An 18,117-nucleotide genomic window follows, 5' to 3' on the forward strand; every position below is an offset into this window, starting at 1 on the left:
CGCGGGCCGCGTCGCGCTCACCGCCGGAGCGCCGGACCTGTCACGTCCGGCCGGTCCCGGTCTCCGCGGGCCTTCCTCCCAGTGGGCCCGAACGTGCGTACGGCCGTCCCGCCGGCCCTCAGCTGGCCCGCCACCGTCGCGCCGAACGCCAGCGCCATGCCCGTCAGCTGGAGCGGCGTCAGCGCCTGGCCGAGGGCGGCCCAGCCGACGACGGCCGCGGTCAGCGGGGAGAGCGGACCCAGGAAGGTGACCTGGGTGGCGGTGAGCCGGCCGATGCCGCGGAACCAGAGCCAGTACGAGACCGCCGTGTTCGCCAGGGCCAGGTAGAGGTAGCCGCCGACCGCGCGGCCGTCCAGGGCGGGCGGGGCGCCTTCGACGAGGAAGGCGAGCGGGGCGATCAGCAGGCCGCCCGCGGTGAGCTGCCAGCCGGCGAGGGCGAGCGGGCCGACGCCGTCCGGGCGGCCCCACCGCTTGGTGAGGACCGTGCCGGCCGACATCGAGGCGGTGGAGGCGAGCGCCGCGAGGACGCCGAGCGGGTCCAGCGCCCCGGCCGCCTTCAGCACCACCAGGCTGACGCCGAACGCGGCCACGACCCCGGCCACCACGGTCCGGGCAGTCGGCCGCTGCCCCAGCAGCAGTGCCGAGAGACCGACGACGAACAGCGGTCCGACCGAGCCGACGACCGCCGCCATGCCGCCGGGCAGCCGGTAGGCGGAGAGGAAGAGGAGCGGGAAGAAGGCGCCGATGTTCAGCGCGCCGAGTATCGCGGCCTTCCCCCACCAGACACCGCGCGGCAGGACCCGGCCGAGGGCGAGCAGCAGCAGCCCGGCGGGCAGGGCCCGCATCAGGCCGGTGAACAGCGGGCGGTCGGCGGGGAGCAGCTCGGTGGTGACGGCGTAGGTGGTGCCCCAGGAGATCGGGGCGAGAGCGGTGAGCAGGACGGTCGTGGACCTCTTCATGGAATTAGCTTAGCTCTAAGCAACTTAGCGTCAAGCGGCTTGGCGTAGAGCGGCTTAGCGCCGAGCTACTTTCTCGCGGGTGACCGGAATCGGGGGATACTCATCCCATGAGCAGCCCGCAGGCCCCGCGCAAGGACCCCGTCGACGCGATCATCGAGCAGTGGGCGACGGTCCGGCCCGACCTCGACACCAGCGCCATGGAGGTCTTCGGCCGGATCTCCCGGCTCGCGCGCGCGATGGGCGACCGGATGGAGAAGGCGTACGCGACTCTCGGCATCGGACGGGGCGAGTTCGACGTACTCGCCACACTCCGCCGCTCCGGCGAGCCCTACACCCTCTCGCCCCGCCAGCTGTCGGCGACGCTCATGCTCACCACCGGCGGCATGACCGGCCGCCTCGACAAACTGGAACGGGCCGCACTGCTGCGCCGCTCCCCCGACCCGCACGACCGCCGGGGCCTCCACGTGACGCTGACCGAGAAGGGTCTCGAGCTGGTCGACCGGGCGGTCGGCGCGGGCCTCGCCGCCCAGACCGAGGCCCTGACCGCCGCCCTGGATCCCGAGCGGTCCGGTCAACTGGCCTACCTGTTGCGGGAGTTGCTGTTGACGACGGAGACGTCGAGGAGCTGAGCCGGGGTGGCGCCCGACTCCGCGTCGAGGTCGGCGGTGGCGGTCCAGGAGGGCTCGGCCAGCAGTCGGCCGAGGGACGCCGGGTTCGGCGGAGCGGGGGTGCAGGGTGGCCGGATCCTCCGGCAGCGGGTTCAGCACCTCCCGGACGACACCCGCCGGCTCCCTGCGGGACGGCCGCGTCCCAGGACGCTCCGAAGGGAGGTCGGCGGGGAAGTCGGTGCGGAAGTCGGCGGGGAGGTCGAAGCCGCGGCCGTGCGGGAGCCAGTCCGGCGACTCCCGCCTCAGGCGCGGTCCCTGGTCGTACAGGCGGGCGGCGGCACAGCCGGGGCGCGCTCACCGAGCGGTGTGCAACTCGATTCGGCAGGTCATGCGCGGGAACCTGTCGGCCCGGCCCACGGCCTGTCGAAGGAACTACCTGCACCGCCGTGCGCGGGTGCTTTCCGGCGCGTCTTCAGCCGACGTGCGTCGCGACGGTGCAGCGGTATCTGACGGCACCCCACCCCTAGGACCCGGCCGGGCGGGGCGTGGTCCCTAAACGAGTCGAGGGCGTCGGCTCCTTCCACGTACGGCACGCGCGTACGTGGAAGGAGCCGACGCCCTCGGGCCCGAATCCGGGCCGGAAGTCAGGGGGCCGGCGAGCTAGGCCTTGGCCTTGGCCCGACCCTTGACGGTGATGTTGGAGCTGGTGGTGTCGCCCCTGTCCTTCGACTTGTCCAGGACCCACACCAGACCGGCGATCAGCGCGAACAGCGCGAGCGGGGCCACCACATAGAGGCCCAGCGTCTCGCCGACGCTCAGACCCGGGCCGGGGTCGTCACCGTCGTCGCGGGTCAGCGCGAGCGCGGGGGACGACATGAGCAGCATCATCAGCGTCGTACCGGCAGCCAGGGCGCCGGCGCGCAGGGCGTTCTTCTTGTCCACGGTGCCCAAGTTAGCGAACCCTGTCGGGGAGCGCGCGTCCGGGGTGCCGTATGAGGCGCGGGGCGCTCGTACGCCCGTCCGCGGGGCTGCCGCCGTCGCACCCCCGCTACGGCACCGAAAGGCCCCGCCCGCCTCACCCTCGGACTCCCGCTCGCTTCGGCTCGGACTCCCGCTCGGACTCCCGCTCAGACTCCCGCAGACGGGGTGTCCCCAGGCGGGCCGTGTTCCTCCCGCAGTACCTCGATCAGCGACCGCAGCCTCGGCGAGGCCGCCAACTCCTCCAGGGTCACCGGGCGGCCCGCCGCGTCCGCGATCGGCAGTCGCCAGTTCGGATACTGGTCCCAGGTGCCGGGGAGGTTCTGCGGGCGGCGGTCGCCGACGCCGTCCGGGAGCCAGACGCCGATCATGCGGGCGGGGGTGCGCAGCAGGAAGCGGTGGACCGCCTGGACCTCGGCCTCCTCCGAGGAGAGGTCGCTGCCGCCGCCGGTGCCGGCCAGGAGTCCGAGACGGGTGAGCAGGGCCAGCCACTCCGCCGTGTCGTTGGCCGCTTCGGCACGCTCCTCCTCCACGGACCGGGCCAACAGGCCCAGCCGGTCCCGGAGTTCGACGTGCTCGCCGGTGAGCCGGGCGGCGGTGGACGGCAGGTCGTGCGTGGTGGCGGTGGCCAGACAGTCGTCGCGCCAGCGGTCGGGGGGCAGGGGGCGCCCGTCACCGTCCCAGTCCCGTTCGAACCACAGGACGGACGTCCCGAGCACTCCCCGTTCACGCAGCGTCTCCCGCACGCCCGGCTCGACGGTGCCGAGGTCCTCGCCGATCACCACCGAACCGGCCCGGGAGGCCTCCAGCACCAGGACGGCGAGCATGGCCTCGGCGTCGTAGCGGACGTAGGCGCCCTCGGTCGGCGGCTCGCCCTGCGGGACCCACCAGAGGCGGAACAGGCCCATGACGTGGTCGATGCGCAGGGCGCCCGCGTACCGGAAGAGCGCCTTGAGGAGCCGGCGGTAGGGGGCGTAGCCGGAGGCGGCCAGCCGGTCCGGGCGCCAGGGCGGCAGGCCCCAGTCCTGGCCGCGCGCGTTGAAGGCGTCCGGCGGTGCGCCCACCGACATGCCGGCGGCGAAGTACTCCTGCTGCGCCCACGCGTCGGCTCCCTCGGGGTGCACGCCGACCGCCAGGTCGTGCACGATCCCGACCGGCATGCCCGCATCGCGCGCGGCGCGCTGGGCGGCGGTGAGCTGGGCGTCGGTGAGCCAGGCGAGGCGGGAGTGGAAGTCGACGCGGTCCATCAACTCGCCGCGGGCGCGGGCGGTCTCGGCGGAGCGCGGGTCCCGGAGCCCGGACGGCCACTGCCGCCACTGCGACCCGTGCACCTCGGCGAGCGCGCACCAGGTGGCGTGGTCCTCCAGGGCCTGGCCCTGCTCGGCGAGGAAGTCGCAGTAGGCGGCGCGCCGACCGGGCCCGAGCGGCACCCGGGCGACCAGCTCCAGCGCCTCCCGCTTCAGTTCCCACACGGCGTCCCGGTCGATCAACTCGCCCTTTTCCAGGACGGCTTCGCGCAGTCGCCCGGCCCGTTCGAGCAACGCGGAACGCGGATCCTCGTCGTCCCGGACGTACGCGAACTCGGGGACGTCCTCGACCCGCAGATGCACCGGGTCCGGGAAGCGGCGCGAGGAGGGCCGGTACGGGGAGGGGTCGGTCGGGGTGCCGGGCACGGCCGCGTGCAAGGGGTTGACCTGCACGAACCCGGCGCCGAGCGCCCGCCCCGCCCAGGCGGTCAGCTCGCCGAGGTCACCGAGGTCGCCCATGCCCCAGGAGCGCCGGGAGAGGAGGGAGTACAGCTGGACGAGGAGTCCGTACGAGCGTCCCGTGGGCGTGGGCAGGCGGGGCGGGGCGACGACGAGATGGGCGCGGCCGGTCCGCCCGTCGGGTGCGGTGGCCGTCAGCTGATGCACCCCGAGCGGGAGTTCCTCGACGGAGTCGCGACACTCGCCCTGCTCGGTCTCCACCCGCAGGGCGGTGCCCTCGGGGAGCGCGGCGAGCGCTTCGCAGGGGCTTCCGCGCCAGCACACCACCGTCGGCGGCAGCAGCCGCTCGCGCAGCTCCCGTTCCCGGGCGGCGAGCGCGGCACGTACGGCCTTCGGGGTGCCCGCGTCGACACCGAGGGCGGCCAGGGCGCGGGTGACGGCACCGGCCGAGGCCATGACCGTGCGGTCCGGGGAGGGCTGGTAGGAGGTGGCGACGCCGTGCAGCGCGGCGAGCCGGGCGAGCTCCTCTCCGGCGGGCACGGTCATCTAGGGCCTCGTGGAGTCGGAGTCCGCGACGGCGAGCGGCGGCTCGCTGGTCAGGGGCTCGGCGTCGGGCAGCGGAGGTTCGCTGGTCAGCGGGGGTTCGGCGTAGGTGCCCTCGGCGCTGAAGGCACAGAGGCAGGGGTCGTCGAGCTCGACGGGGGTGGCGGCGGAGGGCTCCGCCAGGCGTTTGGAGCGGGCCGGCGCGATCACGGTGGCCTCCTCATCAGTACGGCATCGGATACCCCAGCCCTACCCAGCGGACGCGGGGACAGACGTCCTCACGTCATTACACGCCGCCACCCCCTCCCGGGACCCGCGCCGACACGGCGGACCGACGCGCCGAAACGACGACGCACGACTGCGCACGACGAACGAGACCGTCATCGGGAGACGGCCTCGGCCCCTCCAGCCCTCCGACGCCCTCAACCCTCCTCCGACCGCCCCAGCCCGCCCTCCGACCGCCCTCAACCCTCCTCCGACCGCCCCAGCCCGCCCTCCAGCCACCCCGAGCCCGCCCCCAAGCCGCCCCGAGCCCGCCCTCAGACCGCCCCGAGCCCGCCCCCGACCACCCTCAGGCCGCCCTCAGACCGCCCCACCACGCCCTCAGACCGCCCCGAGCCCGCCCCCGACCACCCCCAGGCCGCCCTCAGACCGCCCCACCACGCCCGCAGACCGCCCCGAGCCCGCCCCACCACGCCCGCAGACCGCCCTGAGTCCGCCTCCAGCCACCCCCAGGCCGCCCCCGACCACCCCCAGCACGCCCTCAGGCGCGCAGAGCCGCGTCGAGGTCGCGCATGAGCTCTCCCGCGCGTCCACCGCCGGGAGGTGCGGCCGGCAGTCGGCCGAGCACCGCGGCGACCGCCGCCGGTGCGTGATGACACGCCCATTCCAGGGTCCCCACACCGACAGGGCTCCTCCCCGTGGCAGAGGTCCCCCCAGTGACAGAGGTCCCCCCAGTGACAGGGCTCACCGCGGTGACAGGCCGGTCTTCCCCCGCTGCCAGCTCTTCCGCTCGCGCCGCGTGCGCCGCCGCACCGAGAATGTGCTTCACCTGGTGCGCGTTCGCCAGGGGATGCAGATACGCGGCGGCGGCCGCGTGGCTCGCCGCTCGTGCCGCGTCGGCCGCGGCGGGCAGTGCGGGCTCGGCCTCCTGCGCCGCCCGGTACGCCGCCCACGCGCTCTGCCGCAGCGCGCCCGTGCGCCGGCCGCCCCCGGCGAAGGCATCCGCCGCTTCGACGGCGTCGCGAGGGCGCGGGTCCGCGGGAAGGCTCTGTTCGAAGATCGGCAGCGCTCTGCGCGCGCAGTCCGCCGCGTAGCCCGCGATCTCGCGCAGTTCCTGTTCGCTCAGCTCGATCTTGTCCGACTCGGTGGGCACGGCTCCATCCTGCCGCCGCCCGAACCCCGCCCACCAGACCGGCGCCCTTCAGACCGGCGCCGCGCCACGCACGACGATGCGGCTCCGGGGGCACAGGGGACCCCCGGAGCCGGTCACACCCGGCTCGGGGGCCGTTGTGGCGCGGTGCGAAGACGCGGGCGACGCAATACGAAGACCCGGATCGTCAGGCGGAGATGCCGTCGATCCGGGCCAGAGCGTCGTCCGCGCCGTACGGCTGCAAGTACGGCAGCCAGCGCGGGTCCCTATGCCCGGTGCCGATGATGCGCCAGGCGAGTCCGGAAGGGGGAGCGGGTTTGTGGCGCAGCCGCCAGCCGATCTCGACGAGGTGCCGGTCGGCCTTGACGTGGTTGCAGCGACGGCAGGACGCCACGACGTTGTCCCACACGTGCTTGCCTCCGCGACTGCGCGGGATGACGTGGTCGACGCTGGTTGCGACGCCACCGCAGTACATGCACCGGCCCCCGTCCCGGGCGAAGAGCGCCCGGCGGGTCAGAGGAACGGGCCCCCGATAGGGAACCCGGACGAATCGCTTGAGCCGGACCACGCTGGGTGCGGGGACTGTGACGGTCGCACTGTGCAGGAAGGCGCCGGATTCCTCGAGGGAGATCGCCTTGTTCTCCAGGACGAGGACGAGCGCGCGGCGGAGCGGTACGACGCCGAGCGGCTCGTACGACGCGTTGAGGACCAGGACATGCGGCACGGATGCCTCCTTGGGCGTCGGCGGCGCGTGGCTCGCGCCGGGACGATCTGTGGTCAGTCTCCCCTCTTGCCTGGTGGACGCGCCACCATGTCCCGGTAACGGGCCGGGAGTGTTTTCGACCACACCCTGTTGTCTCCCCAGGATCATGGCCGGTTCAAGCGCAGGTGAGGACCGTCTCTCCTTCACGGAACACGCCGAACCGCACACAATGCCCCGTTAGTGTGGTGGTTCTGCCCGTCCGGTGACCTTTCCGTGACCTCGCAGCGCGTGTCGCCCTTGACCGCCGCACCGAATGGAGCAGAGCAGCACCTGGAGGTACCTGCCGTGTCCTTGCCCGCCGTCCTACCGGCCGCCGACGTGTCACCGTCGCCGACTCCCTCGGAGTCGCCGACCGCGGTGACCGTCCCGTCCCTCCAGGACGCCCAGGAGAGCGCGACGAACGCGGCCAGCTGGGTCGAGCAGAACTGGTCGACCTGGCTGGCGATCGGTCTGCGCGTCCTGCTGATCCTGGTGATCGCGGTGGTGCTGAGAGTGGTGGTGCAGCGGGCGATCACCAAGCTGATCGACCGGATGAACCGCACCGTCTCCTCGGTCGACGGCACGGCGCTGGGCGGGCTGCTGGTCAACAACGAGCGGCGGCGTCAGCGCTCGCAGGCGATCGGCTCGGTGCTGCGTTCGGTGGCGAGTTTCGTGATCCTCGGCACGGCCGCGCTGATGGTGCTGGGCACCTTCGAGATCAATCTGGCCCCGCTGCTGGCCTCCGCCGGTGTCGCGGGCGTGGCGATCGGTTTCGGCGCGCGCAACCTGGTCACGGACTTCCTCTCCGGTGTGTTCATGATCCTGGAGGACCAGTACGGCGTCGGCGACCAGATCGACGCGGGTGTGGCCACGGGCGAGGTCATCGAGGTGGGGCTGCGGGTGACGAAGCTGCGCGGCGCCAACGGCGAGATCTGGTACGTCCGCAACGGCGAGGTCAAGCGGATCGGCAACCTCTCGCAGGGCTGGGCGACGGCCGGTGTCGACGTGACCGTCAAGGCGTCCGAGGACCTCGACCTGGTCAAGGCCACCCTGGACGAGGTCGCCGAGAAGATGAGCAAGGAAGAGCCCTGGAACGAGCTCCTGTGGAGCCCGATCGAGGTGCTCGGCCTGGACAGCGTGCTGCTCGACTCGATGGTCGTCCGCGTCTCCGCGAAGACGATGCCCGGCAAGGCCCTGGTCGTCGAACGGGAGCTGCGCTGGCGCGTCAAGCGCGCCTTCGACGCGGCCGACATCCGCATCGTGGGCGGCGCGACCGCTCCCGTCACGGAGGACCCGGCCGACCCGACGGCCGCGGTCGCGGCCCCGTCGGTGTTCTCCAACACGGACTCGCCCCAGGCAGCGGCGGCGACACCGATCACCCAGCCCCGGCCGGTGACCCCGGCGAAGTAGCCCGTACGCCGGAAGGCCGCACCCGCTCCCCGGGTGCGGCCTTCCGGCGTTTCCCGGCCCCACCGAACGTTTCGCCCCCGAAGTAACGACTCTGTTGCCTCGGGGGCGTTTCCCATTTCACTCCTTGACGTCCCCTTCGTGACGGGTCTACGTTCCTGCCAGCCGATAGGAAACTTTCCTAACAGTGGCCGGATGTGGACTTGCGTCCGGCGGACTTGAGAAGCTGGGCAGTTCAGAAAGGCAGGTGTCGACCCCATGGCAGGAACCGCCGGTACGCCGGGCACCCCGCGCGTCCTGCGCGCCATGAACGACCGCGCCGCCCTCGACCTCCTGCTGGCGCACGGCCCCCTGTCCCGCACCCGCATCGGCAAGCTCACCGGCCTGTCGAAGCCCACCGCCTCACAGCTGCTGGCCCGGCTGGAGGCGGCGGGACTGGTGCTCGCGACCGGCACCACCGAGGGGCGCCCCGGCCCCAACGCCCAGTTGTACGAGGTCAATCCGGCCGCCGCATACGCCGCGGGGCTCGATGTCACCCCCGAACGCGTCCTGGCCGCCGTCGCCGACGCCACCGGCCGGACCGTGGGCACGTTCGAGGTGCCCACGCCCGGCCGGAAGACCGCCGACGCCGTCGTACGGCAGGTCACCGACGCCCTCGACGGCGCGGTGAAGGCCGCGGGCCTCACCCGGGACGAGGTGCGACGGCTGGTCGTCGCCACCCCCGGCGCCTTCGACCCCACCACCGGTCGTCTGCGCTACGCCTCCCACCTGCCCGGCTGGCACTCCCCCGCGCTGCTCGACGATCTCGCCGCGGCCCTGCCGATGCCGGTCGAGTACGAGAACGACGTCAACCTCGCCGCCGTCGCCGAGCAGCGCCTGGGCGCGGCACGCGGCCACGAGGACTTCGTCCTGCTGTGGAACGAAGGCGGTCTCGGCGCCGCCCTCGTCCTCGGCGGCCGGCTGCACCGCGGCTGGACCGGCGGCGCCGGCGAGGTCGGTTTCCTGCCGGTTCCGGGCGCCCCCCTGGTCCGCCAGGTGACCAAGGCCAACAGCGGCGGCTTCCAGGAGCTGGCGGGCTCCCAGGCCGTCCCCCGGCTGGCCCGGGAGCTCGGCATCACCGACCTCCCGTCCGGGCCGTACGCCGAGGTCGCCGCCGCGCTCGTCGAGCGGGCCGCCGCCGAGGACACCGCCCCGCACCGGCAGCTGCTCCAGACGTACGCGACCCGGCTCGCGACCGGTCTCGCCTCGCTCGTCTCCGTACTCGACCCCGAACTCGTCGTCCTCAGCGGCGCCTCCCTGACCGCCGGCGGCGAGGTGCTGCGCGCCCTCGTCCAGGACGAGCTGGAGGAACTGGCCGCGTCCCGGCCGAAGCTGGTCATGGGCGACGTCACCGAACGGCCCGTGCTGCGCGGCGCGCTGGAGAGCGCGCTGGCGGCCACCCGCGACGAGGTCTTCGACACCTCGCGCTAGCCGCACCACCACCCCCCTCCCCCGGACCCTCACCTCACCCCGCTCCACCTCACCTCACCTCACCGCATTCCACTCACCCTGCTCTGTCCCTGGAAGGCTCCGCCATGCCCACACGCATACCCGTAGTCGTCCGAAAGGCGGCTTTTGCCCTCACCGCCTCCACGGCCCTCCTGCTCAGCACCACCGCCTGTACCGGCCAGTCCGCGACCGGCTCCGACGACGACGCGTCGAAGGAGACGACCCTCACCTTCTGGCACGCCTGGAGCGCGCCGAACGAGGTGAAGGCCGTGAAGTCACTGATCGCGGGCTTCGAGAAGACGCACCCCAACATCCATGTGAACGTCATCGGCAACATGACCGACGACAAGATCAACCAGGCGCTGCGCGCGGGCGGCACCAAGGCGCCGGACGTGATCTCGTCGTTCACCACCAGCAACGTCGGCAAGTTCTGCTCGTCGGGCGCCCTGGTCGACCTCAACCCCTTCTTCAAGAAGGCGGACATCGACCCGTCCACGACCTTCCCGAAGGCCATGAACGAGTACACCCAGTTCGACGGCAACCGCTGCGCCGTGCCGCTGCTGGGCGACGCGTACGGCCTCTACTACAACAAGACGGCGTTCGAGAAGGCGGGCATCACCACTCCCCCCAAGACCTGGTCCGAGTTCGAGGCCGACGCCAAGAAACTGACGATCACCCAGGGGAACACGTTCAAGCAGCTCGGCTTCATGCCGAACTACCACGGCTGGGAGACGACCACCGAGCACTACCTCGGCCAGTTCTCCCCGACGTACTTCGACACGGCCGGCAAGTCGACCATCGCCACGGACCCGGCCGTCGCCTCCGCCTTCACCCTCCAGAAGAAGCTCGTCGACGACCTCGGCGGCTTCAAGAAGCTGGAGACCTTCCGCTCCACGCTCGGCGACGAGTGGGGCCCCAAGCACCCCTTCCAGACCGGTCAGGTCGCCATGCAGCTCGACGGCGAGTGGCGGCTGGGCATGGCCCTGGAGGCCAAGCCCGGCTTCGAGATCGGCGTCGCCCCGCTGCCCGTCCCGGACGACCAGGCGGCCCAGTACGGCAAGGGCTACATCACCGGCACCATCGCCGGTATCGCCGCCACCAGCAAGAAGCAGAACGCGGCCTGGGAGCTGGTGAAGTACATGACCACCGACACGGACGCGGTCGTCGCCTTCTCCAACGCCATCCACAACGTGCCGTCCACGCTGGCGGCCCTGAAGTCCCCGGACCTGAAGTACGACGCGCGTTTCAAGACGTTCCTGGACATCGCCGCGAACCCGAACTCGACCACCGCCCCGGCGTCGATCAACGGCGGCGTCTACCTCACCACCGTGCAGCAACTCGGCTACGACTACGAGAGCGGCAAGGTCACCGACCTGAAGGCCGGCCTGAAGAAGGCGGCGGCGCAGATCGACACGGACATCGCGCAGGCGAAGTAGCGATGGCGACCACTCACACGTTGAGGGCGAAGCACCGGCGCTCGGCACTGCGCACCCTCGCCTTCCTCTCCCCCTGGCTGATCGGTTTCGCGGTCTTCTTCGCGTACCCGATGATCTCGACGGTCTACTTCTCGTTCATGCACTACGACGGCTTCAAGCCGCCGACGTGGAGCGGCACGAAGAACTGGACGTACGTCTTCGAGCACTACCCGTTCTTCTGGCCGGCCCTGCGCAACACGCTCTGGCTCGTCGTGATCATGGTGACCCTCCGTGTCCTGTTCGGACTCGGGATCGGCATGCTCATCACGAAGATCAAGACCGGTACGGGTGTCTTCCGCACCCTCTTCTACCTGCCCTACCTGGCCCCGCCGGTGGCGGCCACCATGGCCTTCGCCTTCCTCCTCAACCCCGGCACCGGCCCGGTCAACTCGATCCTGGAGAAGATCGGCATCCCCGCGCCGGGCTGGTTCAACGACCCGAACTGGTCCAAGCCCGCCCTCACCCTGATGTTCCTGTGGGGGGTCGGCGACCTGATGGTCATCTTCATGGCCGCGCTGCTCGACGTGCCGAAGGAGCAGTACGAGGCCGCGGAGCTGGACGGCGCTTCGGCGTGGCAGCGGTTCCGGTTCGTCACCCTCCCCAACATCTCGCCGATCATCATGTTCGCGGTCGTCACCGGCGTGATCGCGGCGATGCAGTGCTACACACAGCCCCTGATCGCCGGAAAGGTCGCCTCGGGTGTGATCCAGGGCGCGGGCACCATGTTCGAGCCCGGCTACCCGGAGCACTCCACGCTCACCCTTCCCCAACTCGTCTACAACCTCGGCTTCCAGCGCTTCGACTACGGCTCGGCCTGCGTCGTGGCCCTGGTCCTGTTCGCCCTTTCGATGGCGTTCACCGCGCTGTTGATGCGGCGCCGGGGCGGCCTCATCCAGGCAGGTGACTGACCCACATGACTCAAGTACTGGACCGGCCGGTGGAGTTGAAGGCACCTTCCTCGCCCGCCGAGCGCACCGCCCGCCGCAAGGCGCTGCTGGAATGGATCGCGGTCCACTCCCTCGGCGTGGCCGCGGCCCTCTTCTTCACCCTCCCCTTCGTGTTCGTGTTCCTGACGTCCCTGATGAGCGACTCCCAGGCACTCAGCCGGGACCTGATCCCGCACACCTGGGAGTGGGCCAACTACAAGAAGGTCTTCGACACCCCGGGCTTCCTCACCTGGTGGAGGAACACGCTGATCTACGCCGGACTGGGCACGGTCCTCACCGTCGTCTCGTCCATCCCCGTGGCGTACGCGCTGGCCAAGTTCCGCTTCCGGGGCCGGAATCTGACGCTCATGCTGGTGATCTCGATGATGATGCTGCCCCCGCAGGTGGTCGTCATCCCGATGTACCTGTTCTGGGCGAAGCAGCTGGACCTGTCGGGCACCCTGTGGCCGATGATCATCCCGCTGGCGTTCGGCGACGCGTTCTCGATCTTCCTGCTGCGTCAGTTCCTGCTGACCATCCCGAACGAGTACCTGGACGCGGCGAAGGTGGACGGCTGCGGCGACCTGCGCACCCTGCTGAAGGTCGTACTGCCGATGGCGAAGCCCGGCATCGCAGCCGTCGCCCTCTTCCAGTTCTTCGCCGCCTGGAACGACTACTTCGGTCCCCAGATCTACGCCTCCGAAAATCCGAACGCGTGGACCCTCTCCTACGCCCTGGAGTCCTTCAAAGGCGCGCATCACACCGACTGGAACCTCACCATGGCGGCCACCGTGCTGGTCATGGCCCCCGTGATCCTCGTGTTCTTCTTCGCCCAGAAGGCGTTCGTCGAAGGTGTCACCCTCACCGGAGTAAAGGGTTAACAAGCCATGAAACTCACCGTGGTCGGCGGCGGCTCGACCTACACACCCGAACTCATCGACGGCTTCGCACGCCTGCGGGACACCCTCCCCGTCGAGGAACTGGTCCTCGTCGACCCGGCGGCCGACCGCCTGGAACTCGTCGGCGGCCTGGCCCGCCGGATTTTCGGCCGTCAGGACCACCCGGGCCGCATCGTGACGACGTCCGACCTGGACGCGGCCGTCGAGGGCGCCGACGCCGTGCTGCTCCAGCTCCGCGTCGGCGGCCAGGCGGCCCGCGAGCAGGACGAGACATGGCCGCTGGAGTGCGGCTGCGTCGGGCAGGAGACGACGGGAGCGGGCGGCCTCGCGAAGGCGCTGCGGACCGTCCCGGTGGTCCTGGACATCGCCGAACGGGTCCGCCGGACCAACCCGCACGCCTGGATCATCGACTTCACCAACCCGGTCGGCATCGTCACCCGGGCCCTCCTCCAGGCCGGCCACAAGGCGGTCGGCCTGTGCAACGTGGCGATCGGCCTCCAGCGGAAGTTCGCCGCCCTGCTCGACGTCACCCCGGCCGACGTCCACCTGGACCACGTGGGCCTCAACCACCTCACCTGGGAGACCGGGGTGCGCCTGGGCGGTCCCGAGGGCGAGGACGTGCTGCCGGGCCTCCTGGCCGCCCACGCCGACACGATCGCCGCCGACCTGCGCCTGCCCCGCGTACTCCTGGACCGGCTGGGCACGATCCCCTCCTACTACCTGCGCTACTACTACGCGCACGACGAGGTCGTACGGGAGCTGCGCACCAAGCCGTCGAGGGCGGCGGAAGTGGCCGCGATGGAACGCCAGTTGCTGTCGTTGTACGCGGACCCGGCCCTGGACGAGAAGCCGGAGCTGCTGGCGAAGCGCGGCGGCGCCTACTACTCGGAGGCAGCGGTGGACCTGGCGGCGGCGCTGCTGACCGGCTCCGGCAGCCCCTACCAGGTGGTGAACACCCTCAACAACGGCACGCTGCCCTTCCTCCCGGACGACGCGGTGATCGAGGTCCAGGCGGCGGTGGGCCCCAAGGGTCCGTCCCCGCTCCCGGTACCGCCCCTCGACCCGCTCTACAAGGGCCTGATGGCGAACGTGACGGCGTACGAGGACCTGGCCCTTCAGGCGGCCCTGCGCGGTGGCCGCGACAGGGTCTTCAAGGCCCTGCTGTCCCACCCCCTGGTCGCCCAGTACGAGTACGCCGAGCAGCTGACCGACCAGCTGATCGCACACAACCGGGAGCATCTCGCGTGGGCCTGACGGCAAGCGTGCTCGCCATCGACGCGGGCAACAGCAAGACGGACGTCGCGGTCGTGGCGGCCGACGGAGAGGTCCTCGCCACGGCCCGCGGCGACGGCTTCCGCCCGCCCGCCGTGGGCGTGACGGCGGCGGTGGACGCCCTGGCCGACACCGTCACGCGCGCGTACACGGCGGCCGGCGTCGACTCGGCGGTCCATGTCTCGGCCTGCCTGGCCAACGCGGACCTGCCGGTGGAGGAGGAGCAGCTGGCGGCGGCCCTGCACGCACGCGCGTGGGGCACCTCCGTGGACGTCCGCAACGACACGTTCGCCATCCTGCGGGCGGGCGTCGCCGACCCCCGGGGGGTGGCCGTCGTCTGCGGCGCCGGCATCAACTGCGTCGGCATGCGCCCCGACGGCCGCACCGCACGCTTCCCGGCCCTCGGCCGCCTCTCCGGCGACTGGGGCGGCGGCTGGGGCCTGGCCGAGGAGGCGATATGGCACGCGGCGAGGGCGGAGGACGGCAGGGGCGGACCGACGTCCCTCACCGACGCGCTCCCGTCCCACTTCGGTCTGCCGTCCATGTACGCCCTGATCGAGGCCCTCCACCTGGAGCACATCTCCCCGTCCCGCCGCCACGAACTGACCCCGGTCCTCTTCAGGACGGCGCGGGACGGGGACCCGGTGGCGCGCACGATCGTCGACCGGCTGGCGCAGGAGGTGGTGTCGATGGCGACGGTCGCCCTGACCCGTCTGGACCTTCTGGAGGAGGAGACACCGGTACTTCTGGGGGGAGGCGTTCTCACCGCGGGCCACGAGCAGTTGGACGACGGGGTACGCGAGCTCCTGGCCGCCCGGGCGCCGAAGGCGGTGCCGAGCGTCGTACGGGAGCGCCCGGTGCTGGGGGCCGCGCTGCTGGGCCTGGACCGGCTGGGAGCGGACGCCGACGTGCAGGGAAGGGTGCGAAGACACTTCGACGCGGGGTGAGTGACCGCAGGTGCCCCCGGACACAACACGGGTCCCCACGAAGGAACCGAACACCCACCCGACGCGTATTCATGGACAGGGGTGACTGCGATCTGATCAAGATCCAGTGAAGGCCGGTGCGCATGACCGGTCCCGCCAGCGATACTGGCGGCGGTAGATGACCATGGGGGAGGTCAAAAACGTGGCAAACCCGGCACCAAGCAGCACCGTAGCGCCACTCGCGCCGGCCTCGGCGCCACCGCCGACGCGCCGTACGGCGTTCGCCGAGGGCGTCGACAAGGCGCGCGCGGCGGCGACCACGGAGCCGGGCCGGCTCCGCATCATCGGCGCCTTCCTCGCCCTGCTCGTCCTCGCCTTCGGCGCCGTGACGGCCTGGCAGACGACCGACCGCGCGGCCGCCGCCGACGACGTGCTGCACAAGAGCCAGCCGCTCAGCACGGCCGCGGCCGACATCTACCGTGCGCTGGCCGACGCCAACACGGCGGCCTCCAGCGGGTTCCTGGCGGGGGGCCAGGAGACGGCGGAGTCCCGGTCGCGCTACGAGGAGGACATCGACGAGGCCGCCTCCAAGCTCGTCACGGCGGCCAACAACGCCGATCCCGACTCGCCCTCGACGGCGTTCATCACCAAGCTGAACAAACTGCTGCCCGAGTACAAGGGCCTGGTGGAGCGCGCGCGGACGTACAACCGGCAGGGTTTCCCCGTCGGCGGCGCCTATCTGCGGTACGCGAACCAGAAGATGCAGGGGGAGATGCTCCCGGCGGCCCAGGATCTCTACACGAAGGAGAACCAGCGCCTCCAGGACGACTACGGCGACGCCACCCCCTACCCCTGGGCGGCGATCGCGCTGGGCGTCGTCGCGCTGGCCGGTCTCGCCTGGGCGCAGCACCGCAACTACCGCCGTACGAACCGCGTCCTGAACCACGGCCTGGTCGCGGCGACGGCGACCACCACGGTCGTCCTGCTCTGGCTGGTCGTCGGCCACAGCGTGGCCCGCGCGGGGCTCGACGACTCCTACGACCACGGCGTCCGCTCGCTGAACGTCCTGCACGACGCCCGGATCGCCTCCCTCAAGGCGCGCGGCAACGAGAACCTGACGCTGGTGGCGCGCGGCGCCGAGACGGTGAAGGTGACGGCCGACGGCGACGAGGTGACGCTCGACAAGTACGACCACGACTTCACCACCGAGATGAACACCCTCGGCAAGGGCCTCACCCTCGCGGCGAAGCTCGCCGACGACCAGGCGGGCGAGAAGCCGGTCGCGTCGGCCGAGAGCAACATGGCGGAGTGGAAGAAGCGCCACACCGCGGCCCGCGCGCAGGACGACAACGGCAACTACGAGCAGGCACTGGCCCTGGTGATCGGCGGCAAGGACGCGACCGGCGCGTGCTTCGACAACGTCGACCAGAACCTCGCGGACGCGCTGACGCACGAGCAGACCGAGTTCCGGCAGGCGGCCGGGGACGGTCTGGGCGCGATGACCGGCCTGCCGATCGGCGCCGCCGTGCTCGCCGTGCTGGGCGCCGCGGGCGCGGTCGTCGGCATCGGCCGCAGACTGTCGGAGTACCGGTGAACAGGCGTGGGCCGGTGAACGGGCGCGGATCGGTGAACAGGCGTCTCCCGGTGGGCAGGAGCGTGTCGGTGGGCGGGGGCGAACCGGCGGAAGGAGGCGTACCGGTGGAAGGGGGCGTGACGATGCGTGTGCGACGAGTGCGGGCCGGCCTGAAGGGCTGGGGCGGAGTGGGCGCGATGGCGGCCCTGTGCGCCCTCGCACTGTCCTTCGTCCTGCTGCTGCCGTGGACGACCCGGTCGCCCGGCGACGGAAGCACCGGCCGGGCCGGCCAGGGCGTCGCCGCGGGCACCCAGGCGGCCGACGCCGACTGCACGGACCCGGAGAAGCGGACGCCGACACCGTCGAGCGCGGACGGTCCGACGATCGCCGCCATCAAGGCCCGGACGGGCGAGAAGCGCAAGCTGATCGTCGGCGTCGACCAGAACAGCTACCGCTGGGGCTACCGCGACCCCAACAACACGGGCGCGGAGCTGGAGGGCTTCGACATCGACCTGGTCCACCGGATCGCCCAGGACATCCTCGGCGACCCGAACGCGGTCCAGTTCAAGGCCATCCCGACCAACCAGCGCATCCCGGCCATCCAGGAGGGCCGGGTCGACATGGTCGTACGCACCATGACGATCTCCTGCACCCGCCTGAACGATGTCGCCTTCTCCGCGCCCTACTTCAAGACGGGACAGCAGGTCCTCGCGCCCAAGTCCTCGACGATCAAGGGCTACGACGACACGCTGGCGAAGAAGAAGGTCTGCACGGCGACCGGTTCGACGGCCAACACCAAGCTGGTCGACGACAAGGAGGCCGGCAAGATCGCCTCCAGCGTCGTGATCGCCGCCCCCGTGCCCAACCAGCTCGACTGCCTGGTGAGGCTTCAGCTCGGCGAGGTCGACGCGGTGGTCACCGACGGCGCGCTCGCGGCCAGTCAGGCCGCCCAGGACCCCACGGTCGAACTGAAGGGCGCCCCCTTCACGACCGAGTACTACGGCGTGGCCATGAAGAAGGACGCGACGGATCTGGTACGCCGGGTCAACCAGATCCTGGTGGAGTACCGAGCGAGCGGCTGGCAGGCGTCGTACGACAAGTGGCTGTCGGCGACACTGGGCAGTGACGCGACGAAGTCGAAGCCGCCCGCGCCGCAGTACCTGAGCACGAGCTGACGGACCGGCGGGCAGGACGGCGGGGCCGACGGCGGACAGAGCCGAGAGACCGACACAGCAGCGAGAGG

Annotated in this window: 16 protein-coding genes; 10 read left to right on the forward strand and 6 right to left on the reverse strand. The window is 71.6% G+C overall.

Going from position 1 to position 18,117, the window contains the following annotated elements; all coding sequences use genetic code 11:
* Positions 1–17: 17 nt before the first annotated feature.
* Positions 18–959, reverse strand: coding sequence for an EamA family transporter (locus tag G9272_RS16505; protein ID WP_171397283.1), 942 nt, complete (start codon positions 957–959; stop codon positions 18–20).
* A 107-nt stretch (positions 960–1,066) separates the two neighbouring features.
* Between G9272_RS16505 and G9272_RS16510 the strand changes: the two genes are divergently transcribed.
* The gene (locus tag G9272_RS16510; RefSeq protein ID WP_171397284.1) at positions 1,067–1,588 is read left to right on the forward strand and encodes a MarR family winged helix-turn-helix transcriptional regulator; all 522 of its coding nucleotides are present in this window, start codon (positions 1,067–1,069) and stop codon (positions 1,586–1,588) included.
* A 639-nt stretch (positions 1,589–2,227) separates the two neighbouring features.
* Here G9272_RS16510 and G9272_RS16515 read toward each other — a convergent pair.
* The 5 genes from G9272_RS16515 to G9272_RS16535 form a co-directional block, all read right to left on the reverse strand.
* Positions 2,228–2,509 carry a hypothetical protein gene (locus G9272_RS16515; RefSeq protein ID WP_171397285.1) on the reverse strand — a complete coding sequence of 94 codons (282 nt, stop codon included), beginning with the start codon at positions 2,507–2,509 and terminating at the stop codon, positions 2,228–2,230.
* Positions 2,510–2,694: 185 nt separating this feature from the next.
* The gene (malQ, locus tag G9272_RS16520) at positions 2,695–4,797 is read right to left on the reverse strand and encodes a 4-alpha-glucanotransferase (RefSeq protein WP_171397286.1); all 2,103 of its coding nucleotides are present in this window, start codon (positions 4,795–4,797) and stop codon (positions 2,695–2,697) included.
* Complete coding sequence (locus G9272_RS16525) at positions 4,798–5,034, reverse strand: hypothetical protein (RefSeq protein ID WP_437184369.1); 237 nt, start codon at positions 5,032–5,034, stop codon at positions 4,798–4,800.
* A 523-nt stretch (positions 5,035–5,557) separates the two neighbouring features.
* The gene (locus tag G9272_RS16530; protein WP_171397288.1) at positions 5,558–6,169 is read right to left on the reverse strand and encodes a putative immunity protein; all 612 of its coding nucleotides are present in this window, start codon (positions 6,167–6,169) and stop codon (positions 5,558–5,560) included.
* 184 nt (positions 6,170–6,353) lie between these two features.
* Positions 6,354–6,890 (reverse strand): HNH endonuclease, encoded by a 537-nt coding sequence (locus G9272_RS16535; protein WP_057600138.1) that lies wholly within the window; start codon positions 6,888–6,890, stop codon positions 6,354–6,356.
* A gap of 324 nt (positions 6,891–7,214) precedes the next feature.
* On the opposite strand from G9272_RS16535, the gene G9272_RS16540 reads away from it, so the two are divergent.
* From G9272_RS16540 to G9272_RS16580, 9 genes are all read left to right on the forward strand, one after another.
* Positions 7,215–8,318, forward strand: a complete 1,104-nt coding sequence (locus tag G9272_RS16540) for a mechanosensitive ion channel family protein (RefSeq protein WP_171397289.1) — start codon at positions 7,215–7,217, stop codon at positions 8,316–8,318.
* A 255-nt stretch (positions 8,319–8,573) separates the two neighbouring features.
* A complete protein-coding gene (locus G9272_RS16545) occupies positions 8,574–9,785 on the forward strand; it encodes an ROK family transcriptional regulator (RefSeq protein ID WP_171397290.1) in 1,212 nt (403 codons plus the stop codon).
* A gap of 104 nt (positions 9,786–9,889) precedes the next feature.
* Positions 9,890–11,239: an ABC transporter substrate-binding protein gene (locus G9272_RS16550; RefSeq protein WP_171397291.1), complete on the forward strand. Its 1,350-nt coding sequence runs from the start codon at positions 9,890–9,892 to the stop codon at positions 11,237–11,239.
* A gap of 2 nt (positions 11,240–11,241) precedes the next feature.
* Complete coding sequence (locus tag G9272_RS16555) at positions 11,242–12,186, forward strand: carbohydrate ABC transporter permease (protein ID WP_171397292.1); 945 nt, start codon at positions 11,242–11,244, stop codon at positions 12,184–12,186.
* A gap of 5 nt (positions 12,187–12,191) precedes the next feature.
* Positions 12,192–13,085: a carbohydrate ABC transporter permease gene (locus G9272_RS16560; RefSeq protein WP_171397293.1), complete on the forward strand. Its 894-nt coding sequence runs from the start codon at positions 12,192–12,194 to the stop codon at positions 13,083–13,085.
* Between the two features lie 6 nt (positions 13,086–13,091).
* Positions 13,092–14,357 (forward strand): 6-phospho-beta-glucosidase, encoded by a 1,266-nt coding sequence (locus tag G9272_RS16565; protein ID WP_171397294.1) that lies wholly within the window; start codon positions 13,092–13,094, stop codon positions 14,355–14,357.
* Positions 14,348–15,322 (forward strand): N-acetylglucosamine kinase, encoded by a 975-nt coding sequence (locus G9272_RS16570; protein WP_171397295.1) that lies wholly within the window; start codon positions 14,348–14,350, stop codon positions 15,320–15,322. The genes G9272_RS16565 and G9272_RS16570 overlap by 10 nt, the downstream gene beginning before the upstream one ends.
* 163 nt (positions 15,323–15,485) lie before the next feature.
* On the forward strand, positions 15,486–16,895 hold the full coding sequence (locus G9272_RS16575) for a hypothetical protein (protein ID WP_171397296.1): 1,410 nt from the start codon (positions 15,486–15,488) through the stop codon (positions 16,893–16,895).
* 122 nt (positions 16,896–17,017) lie between these two features.
* Complete coding sequence (locus tag G9272_RS16580) at positions 17,018–18,049, forward strand: glutamate ABC transporter substrate-binding protein (protein ID WP_171397297.1); 1,032 nt, start codon at positions 17,018–17,020, stop codon at positions 18,047–18,049.
* The last annotated feature ends 68 nt before the right edge of the window (positions 18,050–18,117 follow it).

This window comes from Streptomyces asoensis (genome assembly GCF_013085465.1).
In the GTDB taxonomy this organism is placed as follows: domain Bacteria; phylum Actinomycetota; class Actinomycetes; order Streptomycetales; family Streptomycetaceae; genus Streptomyces; species Streptomyces cacaoi_A.